The 13,583-nt window shown below is 55.5% G+C and carries 16 protein-coding genes and 1 pseudogene; 13 read left to right on the plus strand and 4 right to left on the minus strand.

Annotation, left to right across the window (positions count from 1 at the left end; genetic code table 11):
* Positions 1-42: 42 nt before the first annotated feature.
* From HUZ68_RS04275 to flgA, 3 genes are all read right to left on the minus strand, one after another.
* On the minus strand, positions 43-471 hold the full coding sequence (locus tag HUZ68_RS04275; RefSeq protein ID WP_033815265.1) for a flagellar protein FlgN: 429 nt from the start codon (positions 469-471) through the stop codon (positions 43-45).
* Between the two features lie 12 nt (positions 472-483).
* A complete protein-coding gene (flgM, locus tag HUZ68_RS04280; RefSeq protein WP_033815266.1) occupies positions 484-762 on the minus strand; it encodes a flagellar biosynthesis anti-sigma factor FlgM in 279 nt (92 codons plus the stop codon).
* An 80-nt stretch (positions 763-842) separates the two neighbouring features.
* Positions 843-1,580: a flagellar basal body P-ring formation chaperone FlgA gene (flgA, locus tag HUZ68_RS04285; protein WP_033815267.1), complete on the minus strand. Its 738-nt coding sequence runs from the start codon at positions 1,578-1,580 to the stop codon at positions 843-845.
* A gap of 81 nt (positions 1,581-1,661) precedes the next feature.
* Between flgA and HUZ68_RS04290 the strand changes: the two genes are divergently transcribed.
* From HUZ68_RS04290 to HUZ68_RS25105, 13 genes and pseudogenes are all read left to right on the plus strand, one after another.
* The gene (locus tag HUZ68_RS04290) at positions 1,662-1,997 is read left to right on the plus strand and encodes a flagellar basal body protein (RefSeq protein ID WP_000512950.1); all 336 of its coding nucleotides are present in this window, start codon (positions 1,662-1,664) and stop codon (positions 1,995-1,997) included.
* Positions 1,998-1,999: 2 nt separating this feature from the next.
* Positions 2,000-2,431 carry a flagellar basal body rod protein FlgC gene (gene flgC, locus HUZ68_RS04295; RefSeq protein WP_033815268.1) on the plus strand — a complete coding sequence of 144 codons (432 nt, stop codon included), beginning with the start codon at positions 2,000-2,002 and terminating at the stop codon, positions 2,429-2,431.
* Positions 2,431-3,144 (plus strand): flagellar hook capping FlgD N-terminal domain-containing protein, encoded by a 714-nt coding sequence (locus HUZ68_RS04300; protein ID WP_033815269.1) that lies wholly within the window; start codon positions 2,431-2,433, stop codon positions 3,142-3,144. Before flgC ends, HUZ68_RS04300 begins: the two co-directional genes overlap by 1 nt.
* Positions 3,145-3,287: 143 nt before the next feature.
* Positions 3,288-4,490 carry a flagellar hook protein FlgE gene (flgE, locus tag HUZ68_RS04305; protein WP_033815270.1) on the plus strand — a complete coding sequence of 401 codons (1,203 nt, stop codon included), beginning with the start codon at positions 3,288-3,290 and terminating at the stop codon, positions 4,488-4,490.
* Positions 4,490-5,227, plus strand: coding sequence for a flagellar basal body rod protein FlgF (locus HUZ68_RS04310; RefSeq protein WP_033815271.1), 738 nt, complete (start codon positions 4,490-4,492; stop codon positions 5,225-5,227). Before flgE ends, HUZ68_RS04310 begins: the two co-directional genes overlap by 1 nt.
* A 78-nt stretch (positions 5,228-5,305) precedes the next feature.
* Positions 5,306-6,091: a flagellar basal-body rod protein FlgG gene (flgG, locus tag HUZ68_RS04315; RefSeq protein WP_033815272.1), complete on the plus strand. Its 786-nt coding sequence runs from the start codon at positions 5,306-5,308 to the stop codon at positions 6,089-6,091.
* Between the two features lie 329 nt (positions 6,092-6,420).
* Positions 6,421-7,086 carry a flagellar basal body L-ring protein FlgH gene (gene flgH / locus HUZ68_RS04320; RefSeq protein WP_000800864.1) on the plus strand — a complete coding sequence of 222 codons (666 nt, stop codon included), beginning with the start codon at positions 6,421-6,423 and terminating at the stop codon, positions 7,084-7,086.
* A 14-nt stretch (positions 7,087-7,100) separates the two neighbouring features.
* Positions 7,101-8,201 (plus strand): flagellar basal body P-ring protein FlgI, encoded by a 1,101-nt coding sequence (locus HUZ68_RS04325; protein ID WP_001181888.1) that lies wholly within the window; start codon positions 7,101-7,103, stop codon positions 8,199-8,201.
* Entirely contained in the window at positions 8,201-8,500 is a 300-nt protein-coding gene (locus HUZ68_RS04330; RefSeq protein WP_033815273.1) for a rod-binding protein, read from the plus strand. The genes HUZ68_RS04325 and HUZ68_RS04330 overlap by 1 nt, the downstream gene beginning before the upstream one ends.
* 189 nt (positions 8,501-8,689) lie before the next feature.
* Complete coding sequence (gene flgK, locus HUZ68_RS04335) at positions 8,690-10,066, plus strand: flagellar hook-associated protein FlgK (RefSeq protein ID WP_033815274.1); 1,377 nt, start codon at positions 8,690-8,692, stop codon at positions 10,064-10,066.
* 14 nt (positions 10,067-10,080) lie between these two features.
* Positions 10,081-11,010: a flagellar hook-associated protein FlgL gene (flgL, locus tag HUZ68_RS04340; protein WP_033815275.1), complete on the plus strand. Its 930-nt coding sequence runs from the start codon at positions 10,081-10,083 to the stop codon at positions 11,008-11,010.
* 16 nt (positions 11,011-11,026) lie between these two features.
* On the plus strand, positions 11,027-12,004 hold the full coding sequence (locus HUZ68_RS04345) for a hypothetical protein (protein WP_033815276.1): 978 nt from the start codon (positions 11,027-11,029) through the stop codon (positions 12,002-12,004).
* Between the two features lie 89 nt (positions 12,005-12,093).
* Positions 12,094-12,183 (plus strand): annotated as a pseudogene (locus tag HUZ68_RS25105) (helix-turn-helix domain-containing protein); the annotation flags it as partial.
* A gap of 123 nt (positions 12,184-12,306) precedes the next feature.
* Here the strand turns inward: HUZ68_RS25105 and HUZ68_RS04350 are convergent.
* Positions 12,307-13,149, minus strand: coding sequence for a transcriptional regulator (locus tag HUZ68_RS04350; protein WP_033815277.1), 843 nt, complete (start codon positions 13,147-13,149; stop codon positions 12,307-12,309).
* Between the last annotated feature and the right edge of the window lie 434 nt (positions 13,150-13,583).

Consider the following 13,583-nt stretch of genomic DNA (forward strand, 5'->3'; position numbering starts at 1 on the left):
CATGCGGAAAATCCGTTTCCGCTATGGGGGAAGGTATTGTCGTTATTCCTGATATAAAAAATCCGCTTCGCTGCCTAAAAAAGACTGAATAAATTCATACTGGCGAATCAACAGCTCGCCGTTTTTATCGTTGTAGGCTTTGCAACTTCCGGCTTTTTGCTCCAACCGCTGCCACCAGTGGCGTGCGGCATTATTCTGCGCTGCGGGCAGCCAGCCAAAAACCTGCTCCAGACCGGCGCGATTTACGCTGACGCCAAGCAGCTGCAAAAGGGAACGGCGTTGCAGGCTGGTACTGTTGAGCCGCTCGTAGTGCTGCATGATGGTCTCATTAACCGCCAGCAACTCGTCGCTGGCTCGACGGATCATGCACAGCCGTTGCTGCTCAAGGAGCGCCCGCAAGCCATCATAATTTTTGTTGTCATCGCGGATCCCTTGCAACAACGCCTTCACCTGTTGTAACCGGATACTCACTTCATCGGCCTCTTAGTTCTGGAAAAAACTCAGCATGTCACTGGCTAACTGTTCGGTGTCCACTTGCGGGCTGCCGGAGGCCAGCATCGCCTGAATTTGCGCCACTTTGTTGCTGTCGATATCGCTCTCTTGCTGGTCGTTCAGCGTTTGCTGGGCAGACTGCAATCCCGCCTGAGTAATGTCGTCGGCACTCAGCGTCGTGGTGGTGGTCGCCGTGCTTTTACGCGGCTGGCTGGAGCCTGCCGTCGTGGCTGTCGGGCGATTGCCTGGCATAGTCGGGGTGATTTTCATCGCAACCTCGTCTCGGTATTTGGGTGGGTTACTCCAGTAAAGCGGTTAACAGGCGGCAAAACTTTAATCGCCTGCGCAAATTACTCCGCGCTTACCGTCGTTACCACGCCGCTTTCTGCCACCATTGCGCTGATGACCCGCTGGCTGCTGGCGTTACGTACTTTCACCATCTCGCCTTTGCGACCATTTTTCAGCGCCACGCCGGGCATCGAGGCGGTGATCCCCGCGTTCTGGTAAACAATCATCACCGGCTGATCGCGTTCGACCAGCACTGGCGAAACCAGTTCTTCTTTGGTGAGCGGCCTGCCCGGTTGCAGCGCGTGCTTACTGCTTAAACCAATCGCGTCATCGAGCTCCATCAACACATCCCGGCGCTGGGCGCTGACGTTGTAGGGCTTCAACTCCACATCATTTGCCGTGAGCGGCGTGTCGCGGGCAACCACTGACTTTGCCATCACCACCGGCACCAGTACATCCGGGCGCACCGCCACGTTCATCTGCCAGCTTTGCGGGCAACTAACGGTGAAGTTCATCCGGTTGAGGGCGATTTCCGCAGGCGAAGTCAGCGTGACGCCTGGTGTTTTAGTACAGGGCGCGGCGGTCGCAATCTGCGACGGAATATAGACCTTAAAGATGTAGCGATAGTCATGCCACTGCCGCTGTTGTGCCAGCGATTCAATCTGCTGGCTGGCGGCATTCAGCACCTGGGCGTTGACTTGTTCCCGCGCGCTGTGTTGCACGGGGTGGACGGCGGCGTAGCCCGGTATGGCCAGCGCCAGGAGGAAATAAAACTTCCGCCTGCAAAATTGAAAACTCATAAACCCTTTCTCTTCAGTCACTTAAAAAATGGCACGGTAATTGCCTAGCGTATGCGGAATGAAGCAGGAGTGACGCAGGAAATGGGGATCAGTTTTCAGCAGGCATTGGGAGTACATCCGCAGGCAGTGAAGTTACGTCTTGAGAGGACCGAGCTACTGACTGCGAATCTGGCGAACGTCGATACGCCAAATTTCAAGGCTAAAGATATTGATTTTGCCAGGGAGATGCAACGGGCAAATAACGCGGCGGTGGATGTCCAGTACCGCGTGCCGATGCAGCCGTCGGAAGATGGCAACACCGTGGAACTGAACAGCGAACAGGCGCGGTTTTCACAAAATAGTATGGATTATCAAAGCAGTCTGACCTTTCTGAATCTGCAAATCAGCGGCATCAGAGAGGCCATTGAAGGGAAATAAGCATGTCATTTACTGATATCTATCAGATTTCCGGCTCGGCGATGACGGCGCAAAGCATTCGCCTGAATACCGTCGCCAGTAACCTGGCGAACGCCGAGGCGCCTGCCGGTAGCGAGGCGCAGGCGTATAAAGCGCGCAGCCCGGTGTTTGCGGCGGTGTATCACAACAGCTTGCTGGCGGGAACGCATCGCCACGCGATCGACGGCGCCAGCGTGCAGGTGCAGGACGTGCTGCAAACCGGCGGGGCGGTGAAACGCTATGAACCGCATTCGCCGCTGGCGGATGCTAACGGGGATGTCTGGTATCCCGACGTCAACGTGGTGGAACAGATGGCGGACATGATGTCGGCTTCGCGCGATTTTGAAACCAACGTCGATGTGCTCAACAACGTGAAAAGTATGCAGCAAAGTTTGCTGAAACTGGGAGAAGCCTGATGAATACCCTGGCGCTTAATGCGCAATCGCCTCAGCCGACCGCCACGGCGGAAAACAACACCGTGGCGGCCAGCGACACGCAAAGCAGCAGCGATAGCTCGCCCGTTGATACTTTCCTGACGCTGTTTGTCGCCGAGATCCAAAACCAGGACCCGACCGACCCGACCGATGCCACCGAATATATCGACCAGCTTTCGTCGATGGCGCAGGTGGCAATGATGGAAGAGATGAGCGTGCAGGCGAATACCAACGCGGTGCTGATGAGCAACATTCAGGTAATGGCGCTCGGCAACCTGGTGGGCGACGACATTATGGTGCAGACCACCGCCTTGCAGGTGAGCGACCAGACCATTAACGGTCGCGCTACGCTGGACGACGCCTGTACTACCGCCGATCTCCACTTTACCGATGCCGCAGGCGATGACTATACGGTGTCGCTGATCCCGGAAGGCAGTTCGTCCGTCGGGCCAGGCCAGGTCGATTTCTCGGTGAACCCTGCCGATTACGGTATCCCGCCGGGGGATTACGACGTTTCGGTGGTCACCAACACCGGGGAAGAAGAGGTGCCGATTGAAGTCTCCGGCGAAGTGGAAGATGTGCGCATCCCGCTCGACGGCAGCTCTCCGGTGCTTAACGTTGCAGGCGTGGGCGAAGTACCGTTCACCATGATTAGCCAGTTTGGCGTACCCGATGCCGACAGTGATGTGGCGTGATGTCCGGTGCCAAATTGCCTGATGCGCTTCGCTTATCAGGCCTACATGAAACTGCATGGTTTTGTAGGCCGGATAAGGCGTTCACGCCGCATCCGGCAAAACAACGGGCACGCTGTCAAAATTTGAATTAACAGGAAGACACAATGAGTTATGAAATTGCCGCGACGGGGCTGAATGCCGTTAACGAACAGCTCGACGGGATCAGTAACAACATCGCTAACGCCGGAACGGTGGGCTATAAGTCGATGACCACCCAGTTTTCAGCCATGTATGCCGGAAGCCAGGCGATGGGCGTCAGCGTGGCGGGCACCGCGCAAAGTATTTCGCGCGGTGGTTCGCTGGTCTCCACCGGCAACGCGCTGGATCTGGCGATTAATGACGACGGATTTTTTGTGATGTGTGACAGTGCGGGCAACATCTCCTATACCCGCGCCGGATCGTTTGAAACCGACAAGGACGGCTATATCGTCAACGCCTCGGGCGACTATTTGCAGGGTTATCCGGTCGATGACACGGGCACCCTGCAAACCGGTACGGTAACGGACATCCAGATCAAAACCGGCAATATCCCGGCGCAGGCCAGCAGCAACCTGACCTTTACCGCCAACTTCAACGCCAGCGACGACGCTATCGACCGCACTACCGTGCCGTTCGACGCGACCAACAGCAGCTCGTATACCGACAGCTACACCACCACGGTGTATGACTCCTTAGGTAACGAACACTCGGTATGCCAGTACTTCACTAAAACCAGCGACAACACCTGGGAAGTGCAGTACACCTTCGACGGTCAGCAGCAGACCGGCGTTCCGGCGACCACCTTAACCTTCGACCCGAACACCGGGAAGCTGACTTCGCCAACCACACCGCAGACCATTGAATTTCAGACCGACGCCGCCGCACCCATCGACTTAACCGTCGATTACACCACCTGTACGCAATACGGCTCGGACTTCTCGGTCACCACCAACGCCGCCAACGGCTACGCTTCCGCAACGCAAAACGGCGTGCAGGTTGATGACGATGGCAAAGTTTACGCCACCTACAGCAACGGCGAGCGCATGTTGCAGGGCCAGGTGGTGCTGGCGACTTTCCCGAATGAAAACGGCCTGGAGGCGGTGAGCGGCACCGCGTGGGTACAAACCGGCGAATCCGGCACCCCGCTGATTGGCGTTCCCGGCTCCGGCACCTGCGGCACGCTGTCGTCCGGCGTGCTCGAAAGCTCTAACGTCGATATCACCAGCGAACTGGTCAACCTGATGACCGCCCAGCGTAACTATCAGGCCAACACCAAAGTTATCGCCACCAGCACGCAGCTCGATGACGCGCTGTTCCAGGCAATGTAATGGACCGTTTGATTTATACCGCCCTGAGCGGTGCTTCTCAGACCCTGTACGAGCAGCAGATCAGCGCCAACAACCTGGCGAACGTCAACACCAACGGTTTTCGCGCCGATATGGCGATGGCGACCAACGACAAGGTGAAAGGTGGCGGCTTCGACACGCGCTATATGGCGCAGGAAGGGGCCAGCGGCGTGAACGACAGCACGGGTGTAGCGGAGAAAACCGAACGCCCGCTCGACGTGGCGATTCAGGGCGCGGGTTACATTGCAGTGCAGGATAAAAACGGTAACGAAGTGTATACCCGCAACGGCAACATTCAGCAGGACGACCAGGGGCAACTGACCATCGACGGCAATCTGGTGCTGGGGGATAACGGGCCGATCATTCTGCCGCCGAACGCCATTGCTTCGTTTGGCAGTGACGGCACGCTGTCGGTGACGCCCGATGACGGCGACGTAACCGCGACGATGGATATCGACCGCCTGAAGCTGGTGGATATTCCGGTCGCTAACCTGGCGAAAAATCCTGAAGGGATGCTGGTGACTGGCGACGGCGTTCCGGCCCAGCGCGATGAAAACATCAAAGTCAGCGGCGGTTTTCTGGAGGGCAGCAACGTCTCGGCGGTGAGCGAGATGATGTCTTCCATCGCTATGAACCGCCAGTTCGAAGCGCAGATCAAGATGATGAAAACCGCCGAAGATATCAGCGACGCGGGCAACCGCTTATTGCGCGGCTCGTAACCGCACATCGTAGGCCGGATAAGGCGTGCGCGCCGCATCCGGCAACCGCGGCCCAAAAATAACACGGAATTTACCACCATGAACGCAGCATTATGGATCAGCAAAACCGGCCTTTCGGCGCAGGATGCTGAAATGAGCGCGATTGCCAACAACATCGCCAACGTTAACACCACCGGCTTCAAGCGCGACCGGGTGATGTTTCAGGATCTGTTCTACCAGACCCAGGAAGCGCCGGGCGCGATGCTCGACCAGAACAACATCATGCCGACCGGGCTGCAATTCGGTAGCGGCGTGCGCATTGTCGGCACCCAGAAAACCTTCACCGAAGGCAACGTTGAAACCACCGACAACGCGATGAATGTCGCCATTATGGGGCAGGGATTTTTGCAGGTGCAAAAGGCTAATGGCGATATTGCCTATACCCGCGACGGCAATTTGCAGGTGAACGCCGACGGCGTGCTGACCAACTCGCAGGGCTTGCCGTTGCAGCCGGAAATCGACGTTCCGGCGGGGGCGACTAATGTTGCGTTTGGCGAGGACGGCACGGTGACGGCGATCTTACCCGGCGACAGCGACCCCACGGAACTGGGGCAACTGACGCTGGTGAACTTCGCTAACCCGGCAGGGCTTTCCGCCGAGGGCGACAACCTCTATCTGGAAACCGCCGCCAGCGGTCAGCCGACCGAAGGCGTACCGGGCGAAGATGGGCTTGGCACCTTGCAGGATAACGCGCTGGAAGGCTCGAACGTGGATATCGTCAACGAAATGGTGGCGATGATCACGGTGCAACGCGCGTACGAGATGAACGCCAAAATGGTGTCGGCGGCGGACGATATGTTGCAGTACATCAGCCAGACGCTGTAAGGGAGGGGCAATGTGCGCGCTGATGCCCTCACCCCGGCCCTCTCCCACAGGGAGAGGGAGAAAAGCAGTGCACGATGTAACAACGCGCACAGGTCAGTCCCCTCTCCCTTGAGGGAGAGGGTTAGGGTGAGGGGGAACATGCGCGCTGATGCCCTCACCCCGGCCCTCTCCCACAGGGAGAGGGAGAAAAGCAGTGCACGATGTTACAACGCGCACAGGTCAGTCCCCTCTCCCTTGAGGGAGAGGGCTAGGGTGAGGGGAAACAAACCGCTCCTCACCCACCAAACAACCGGCCACTCCCGTGGCCTGCAACACTAAACAGGCAGAACGTGAAAAATTATCTCTGGCTGGTGGCGCTGCTTCCACTCCTTAGCGGGTGTGAATCGCAGGCCATTCTGGTCAAAAAAGACGACGCATACTTTGCGCCACCGAAAACCGAAGCGCCGCCTCCGGCAGACGGGCGTGCTGGCGGTGTATTTGAAACCGGCTACAACTGGTCGCTAACCGCCGACCGGCGGGCTTATCGCGTGGGCGATATCCTGACGGTGATCCTCGAAGAATCCACCCAGTCGAGCAAACAGGCGAAAACCAACTTCGGCAAAAACAACACCGTCGATATCGGTGCGCCGACGATTTTTGGTCACACCAAAGATAAGCTTTCCGGCTCCATCGATGCCAACCGTGACTTTGACGGCAGCGCCACCTCCCAGCAGCAGAACAGTCTGCGCGGGGAGATCACCGTGTCCGTCCATGCGGTGCAGCCCAACGGTATCCTGGAAATTCGCGGCGAGAAATGGCTCACCCTCAACCAGGGCGATGAGTACATCCGCTTAAGCGGCCTTGTGCGCGCCGACGATATTCAGAACGACAACTCGGTTTCCTCTCAGCGGATCGCCGATGCCCGCATCTCCTATGCCGGACGCGGCGCGTTAAGCGACGCTAACGCCGCAGGCTGGCTGACGCGACTGTTTAACCATCCTCTGTTCCCGATTTAATGCCGGAGAGTGCAATGCAAAACTGGATAAAGGCCGCAGTTATCGCCGTAAGCCTGGCGTTACCCGGCGTGGCGCTGGCGCAATCGCTGGAGTCGCTGGTCAACGTACAAGGCGTGCGTGAAAACCAACTGGTCGGCTACAGCCTGGTGGTTGGCCTCGACGGTACCGGCGATAAAAACCAGGTCAAATTCACTAACCAGACCATCACCAATATGCTGCGCCAGTTTGGCGTGCAGTTGCCGAATAAAATCGACCCGAAGGTGAAAAACGTCGCAGCAGTGGCGGTGAGCGCCACATTGCCGCCGATGTACTCGCGCGGGCAGACCATTGATGTCACCGTTTCGTCGATTGGCGATGCCAAAAGTATTCGCGGCGGCACCTTGCTGCTGACCCAACTGCACGGCGCAGATGGCGAAGTGTATGCCCTGGCGCAGGGCAGCGTGGTAGTGGGCGGGATGAACGCCACCGGGGCCAGCGGTTCCAGCGTGACGGTTAATACGCCGACCGCCGGGTTAATTCCCAACGGTGCAACGGTGGAGCGCGAGATCCCCAGCGATTTTCAAATGGGCGACACCATCACGCTCAACCTGAAACGTCCGTCGTTTAAAGATGCTAACAACATTGCGGCGGCGATTAACGCCTCGTTTGGCGGCATTGCCACCGCGCAGAGTTCCACCAACGTTACCGTGCGCGCGCCCACCAGCCCCGGCGCGCGGGTGGCGTTTATGTCGCAACTGGACGATGTACAGGTGCAGGCGGAGAAAATCCGCGCCCGCGTGGTGTTCAACTCGCGCACCGGCACGGTGGTGATGGGCGATGGCGTTGCGCTGCATGCGGCGGCGGTGTCGCACGGCAGCCTGACTGTCTCGATTAACGAAACCAGCAACGTCAGCCAGCCGAATGCCTTTGCGGGCGGGCGCACGGCGGTAACGCCGCAGAGCAATATCGCGGTGAATCATGCGCGCCCTGGCGTGGTGAGTTTGCCGGAGTCGAGCAGCCTGAAAACGCTGGTCAATGCGTTGAACAGTTTAGGTGCGACGCCGGACGACATTATGTCGATTTTGCAGGCGCTGCATGAAGCGGGCGCGCTGGATGCCGACCTGGAGGTGATCTGATGAAAGTTAACGCCAGCGGCGGGATTGACGGCAGCGATGCGTTAATGGGGCCGAAGGTTCGGGCCAATGATATTAAGCAGGCCGCCGAACAGTTTGAGGCGATTTTTTTACGCAACATGCTGAAAGAGATGCGTAAAACCAACGAGTTGTTTGATTCGAAAGATAACCCGTTTAACAGCGATTCGGTGCGCATGATGCAGGGGTTTTATGACGATGAATTGTGTAACACCCTGGCGCAGCAGCATGGGATCGGGATTGCGGCGATGATTGTGAAGCAGTTGTCGCCGAAGCATAAATGAGGTTCCGGCGTTCGGCGCACGGTGCCTGATGCGACGCTGACGCGTCTTATCAGGCCTACGAGTCGCCCGTATGTAGGCCGGATAAGGCGTTCACGCCGCATCCGGCATTTGGCACCCGGTTTATGGAACTTAAGAATCCCCAACTTCACGCCGCTTTTAACCGGCACGATTTACCGGTAAGGATCCAACATGGACATGATTAACATCGGCTACAGCGGCGCATCAACCGCGCAGGTGGAGCTGAACGTCACGGCGCAAAACACCGCTAACGCCATGACCACGGGCTACACCCGTCAGGTGGCCGAGATCAGCACCATCGGTGCCAGCGGCGGTTCGCCGAACAGCGCCGGTAACGGCGTGCAGGTCGACAGCATTCGCCGCGTCTCTAACCAGTATCAGGTGAATCAGGTGTGGTATGCCGCCAGCGATTACGGCTATTACAGCACCCAGCAAGGGTATCTCAGCCAGCTGGAAGCGGTATTGAGCGACGATAACAGCAGCCTGAGCGGCGGGTTCGATAACTTCTTCGCCGCCCTCAACGAAGCAACCACCAGCCCCGATGATTCCGCCCTGCGCCAGCAGGTGATCAGCGAAGCCGGGGCGCTGTCGTTGCGTATCGATAACACGCTGGATTACATCGACTCGCAAAGTACGGAAATCATCAGCCAGCAGCAGGCGATGGTGTCGCAAATCAATACCCTCACCAGCGGCATCGCCAGCTATAACCAGCAAATCGCGCAGGCCGAAGCCAACGGCGATAACGCCTCCGCGCTGTACGACGCTCGCGATCAGATGGTGGAAGAACTCAGCGGGATGATGGATGTGCAGGTTAATATCGACGACCAGGGCAACTACAACGTCACCCTGAAAAACGGTCAGCCGCTGGTGAGCGGGCAGCAAAGCTCGACCATCGCGCTGGAAACCAACGCCGACGGCACGCCGACCATGTCGCTGACTTTCGCTGGCACCACCTCGACGATGACCACCGACACCGGCGGTTCATTAGGCGCACTGTTTGATTATCAAAACGACGTCCTGACGCCGCTGACCGACACCATCAACAGCATGGCGTCGCAGTTTGCCGATGCGGTCAACAACCAGCTTGCGCAGGGCTACGATCTCAACGGTAATCCCGGTGAGCCGCTGTTTATCTATGACGCCAGCAACGCCGATGGCCCGCTGACCGTTAACCCGGATATCACCGCCGACGAGTTGGCGTTCTCCAGTTCGCCGGACGAAAGCGGGAACAGCGACAACCTCCAGGCGCTGATCAATATCTCCACCGAACCGCTGGAGATTGACAATCTGGGCAGCGTGACGGTCGGGCAGGCGTGCTCGTCAATCATCAGCAATATCGGCATTTACAGTCAGCAGAATCAAACGGAAGTCGATGCTGCGTCCAATGTCTATTCTGAAGCGCAAAACCAGCAGAGCAGCGTCAGCGGCGTCAGCATGGACGAAGAGGCGGTGAACCTGATCACCTATCAACAAATTTATGAAGCCAATCTGAAAGTCATTTCCGCCGGGGCCGAGATTTTCGATTCGGTGCTGGAAATGTGCAGCTAAGCGGGAGCGCGAAAATGCGAGTAACCACCCAACAAACCTACGTCTCGATGACGCAAAGTTTTAATAATCTCTCCGGCGATCTGGCGCATGTGGTCGAGCAGATGGCAACTGGCAAGGAAATTTTGCAGCCGTCGGATGACCCGATCGCCGCCACGCGCATCACCCAGTTAAACCGCCAGCAGTCGGCGATTGAACAGTATCAGAGCAATATCGATTCTGCGTCGGCGGGCTTAAGCCAGCAGGAATCAATCCTTGATGGCGTCAACAACAGCTTGCTGGCAGTGCGCGACGACCTGCTGGAAGCGGCGAACGGCACCAATACCGCCGACTCGCTCGCAAGCCTCGGCCAGGATATTGAGTCGCTCACCGAATCGATGGTCGCAGCGCTCAATTATCAGGATGAAGACGGGCACTACGTGTTTGGCGGTACTATCAACGATCGGCCGCCGATTGTGGCGGTGGACGATGACGGCGACGGCGTGACCGACAGCTACAGCTATCAGGGTAACAGCGACCACCGCCAGACCACCGTGTCGAACGGCGTCGAAGTGGATACCAACGTGGCGGCGAGCGATTTCTTCGGTAGCAATTTAGACGTGCTCAACACCCTGAATTCCCTGTCCCAGGAGTTGCAAAACCCGGACGTCGACCCGGCAGATCCGCAGGTGCAGAGCGATATTCAGAACGCCGTTGATGTGGTGGACACCGCCTCGGACGACCTCAACGCCTCGATTGCGTCGCTCGGCGAGACGCAGAACACCATGTCGATGCTGAGCGATGCACAGACCGATATCTCTACTTCTAATGATGAGTTGATCGGTTCATTGCAGGATCTCGATTACGGCCCGGCGTCGATCACCTTTACCGGACTGGAAGTGGCAATGGAAGCTACCCTCAAGACTTACTCAAAAGTGAGTGAGTTGAATTTGTTCAGCGTTCTCTAACTCGTTCAGGAACAGTATGCAGGTCGGACTTACTTCTTCGTCACTCGCCACCGGCGGCGCGCATAGCGCCGCGGTATCGTCGTCAACCGTTGCGCCCACTCAGGCGGTGCGGCAAAAACTCCCGGTGACGGCGAGTGAATATCCGGCCTCGCCGCTGATTACCACTCGCCCGCAGCGTTACAGCGTGCAGCTTAACGATCAGCTCACCACGTTGCAGCAGGCGGATCACTACCTCGGGCAACTGGAGCAGCAGTTGCTCGACTATCGTCACAGCCAGCGTAAAGGCGGGCAGGCGCAGAATACGGCGCTGATGCAGATGCTGGACAAACGCACCGCGCTTTCCGGCGGTGCGGTGGACCGCCAGTTGCAGCCAGTGTTGCAGGGCGAAGCGCGGGTGACCTTTCACTCGCCGGATCTGGCGAATCTGATACACAACCCTACTCCGGGAACGCGCATGTTCAGCGTCTCTGACGGGCGGCAGACCCAGCTTTCGGCGGTGATGTTGTCTGAGGATGACAGCGCCGGGCAGTATCAGACGCGGCTGACCAACGCCCTGCGCCGCGTGGGCGTTCAGTTGCATCAGCAAGCGGATGGCATCAGTTTCTCCACCACGGAAAAACAGTGGCCTGATATCGAGCGAACCTTAAGCGTGCGCACCGATGGCGATAAGTCGGCGTTTATGCCGCTAAAAACTTTTGCCGAACCCTCTGAGGCCGAGCGGTTAAAACAAAGCCTGCAACAAGGCGGGGCGGGGATTTCTCAAATACTAGAAAACATTAATCAGCAGCGCGCGCAAATGGCAGTGCAGCAGGAAAAAGCACGGCAGTTGATCGACGGCATGTCGCGCTTCCCGCAAACGGAAAACGCGGTGCAGGCGTCGGAAAACCTCGGCGGCGTGCTGGACAGCGCCAATCATAACTATCAGGTGTTATTGCAGGCGGTGAACGGCCAGGCGCGAATTTCCAGCCAGACGGTGAGGAATTTATTGGGGTAGGGTTATTGAAAATCAAACAAATGAGGCTGTCGCAAAAAATCATTTCAGTGCAGAATATGCTATAAATCTGCGGGTTAAAAAGGAATGAAATGGCCACTCTCAAGCAACTGATGGATAAGCAAAGCCCCGAAAGTCGTAGGCGAATAATTAAAAAAGCAGAACGAATCCGGCAAACTATAATTAATAAAAGATTAGAGTTACCAATAACTACAACTATCAGTAATTCCGATTGATTTCATTCGGAATTTTCGTAGGCCGGATAAGACGCGTTTAGCGTCGCATCCGGCATTTATTAGCGCTCATCAGCATTTCTGCACAGTATTTAATAACTTCTCTAAATTCTGATACATCGCGCTATTAATATCACTATTCTGCCAGCTATCCACATTAAAGGTTAATTGCCAGCTACCATTGCACTGGTTACGCAGAACAATATCACTTTCCAGTCGGTTACGAACATATTTATAATAGGTTGTCATTGTCATATTATGCGCTGACAATAAATTATCGAGTTTGTCTTTCCCTGGTGCGAGGGTTTGTGAAAGTAACGGTGCAGAATTATTTTCTCCAGCAGAAGTTAGATGAAATATTTTTATTCTTGGACTGTTAATTGACTCTTTTACCAGTTGCGGGGCGTCAGGTGTACTTTTCAAGTGTGAATACCCCACGGTCGAGCCAATAAATATAACAGCCGCGGTCAACGCTAAGCCCATCAGTCCTTTATGTTTTTTTCTGACAGGTACAGGCGGTGTTGTCGAAGATATCTCTTCTGGCACTGTTTCCTTTATCTGGTCGGTAATAATCAGCGCTTCTGCAGGCGATGACTCCGGCAAAGACACATACTCTTTATTGCATAAGTAACCTTTCTTCGGAATTGTTTTAATAATGTTCTGTTGTTTGCCATCATCGTCGATAGCAACGCGCAACGCATGGATCGCCGTCGGCAGGCTGTTACCGCCGACAATGCGGTTCTTCCATACTTCGGCACATAAAAAAGATCGCGATAAAACTACATCGGCATTTTTTGCTAATGTTTCCAGCAAAATAAAATGGTATTCGCCGAGACGACGTGTTTCACCCGTTTCGCAATGTATTAAGGCATTAAGCGACGGGTCCATCCGCCAGTTGTTGATAATAATACTCATAGTTGAGTTTACCTTAGCAAGGGATAAATGTTTCCTGATAGTGCTTTGCATAAAGCACAGTCTTATACGTCCCTGAGAAGATGATTTTTCTGCGTGATAATTAATATTTTATGGTAATAGGATTATTCTTAATCACTATATGGCGTGGAAATGTAACGAAATGACACGACAGGTACAATAGCCAAATATGTACTATTTGCAACGCAATGTAAATTTTAGCATCAGTAGATTGAGGAAAAAACGCGTTAATTGATGATAACCTTAACTATATCAAGAGTTTGATAAAGACATATTTTGATACCTGGCCATGTGGCAGATATTGCTAATAATCTTTTTATCTGAATTTAAACTCTGCTTTTTTTAGCTAAAAGTGGCATCAGATAATACGTAGCGAAAATTTTTTCATAGCGATTTTAAGTTTGCTCCTGATGTGT

The sequence above is a fragment of the Shigella dysenteriae genome (assembly GCF_022354085.1).
Taxonomy (GTDB): domain Bacteria; phylum Pseudomonadota; class Gammaproteobacteria; order Enterobacterales; family Enterobacteriaceae; genus Escherichia; species Escherichia coli.

What these genes read in the sequence shown, in the direction of transcription:
- flgM (WP_033815266.1), bottom strand. Translation starts at nt 762, where the DNA reads ATGAAAATCACCCCGACTATGCCAGGCAATCGCCCGACAGCCACGACG.
- flgA (WP_033815267.1), bottom strand. Translation starts at nt 1,580, where the DNA reads ATGAGTTTTCAATTTTGCAGGCGGAAGTTTTATTTCCTCCTGGCGCTG.
- HUZ68_RS04290 (WP_000512950.1), top strand. Translation starts at nt 1,662, where the DNA reads ATGGGGATCAGTTTTCAGCAGGCATTGGGAGTACATCCGCAGGCAGTG.
- flgC (WP_033815268.1), top strand. Translation starts at nt 2,000, where the DNA reads ATGTCATTTACTGATATCTATCAGATTTCCGGCTCGGCGATGACGGCG.
- HUZ68_RS04300 (WP_033815269.1), top strand. Translation starts at nt 2,431, where the DNA reads ATGAATACCCTGGCGCTTAATGCGCAATCGCCTCAGCCGACCGCCACG.
- flgE (WP_033815270.1), top strand. Translation starts at nt 3,288, where the DNA reads ATGAGTTATGAAATTGCCGCGACGGGGCTGAATGCCGTTAACGAACAG.
- HUZ68_RS04310 (WP_033815271.1), top strand. Translation starts at nt 4,490, where the DNA reads ATGGACCGTTTGATTTATACCGCCCTGAGCGGTGCTTCTCAGACCCTG.
- flgG (WP_033815272.1), top strand. Translation starts at nt 5,306, where the DNA reads ATGAACGCAGCATTATGGATCAGCAAAACCGGCCTTTCGGCGCAGGAT.
- HUZ68_RS04325 (WP_001181888.1), top strand. Translation starts at nt 7,101, where the DNA reads ATGCAAAACTGGATAAAGGCCGCAGTTATCGCCGTAAGCCTGGCGTTA.
- HUZ68_RS04330 (WP_033815273.1), top strand. Translation starts at nt 8,201, where the DNA reads ATGAAAGTTAACGCCAGCGGCGGGATTGACGGCAGCGATGCGTTAATG.
- flgK (WP_033815274.1), top strand. Translation starts at nt 8,690, where the DNA reads ATGGACATGATTAACATCGGCTACAGCGGCGCATCAACCGCGCAGGTG.
- flgL (WP_033815275.1), top strand. Translation starts at nt 10,081, where the DNA reads ATGCGAGTAACCACCCAACAAACCTACGTCTCGATGACGCAAAGTTTT.
- HUZ68_RS04345 (WP_033815276.1), top strand. Translation starts at nt 11,027, where the DNA reads ATGCAGGTCGGACTTACTTCTTCGTCACTCGCCACCGGCGGCGCGCAT.
- HUZ68_RS04350 (WP_033815277.1), bottom strand. Translation starts at nt 13,149, where the DNA reads ATGAGTATTATTATCAACAACTGGCGGATGGACCCGTCGCTTAATGCC.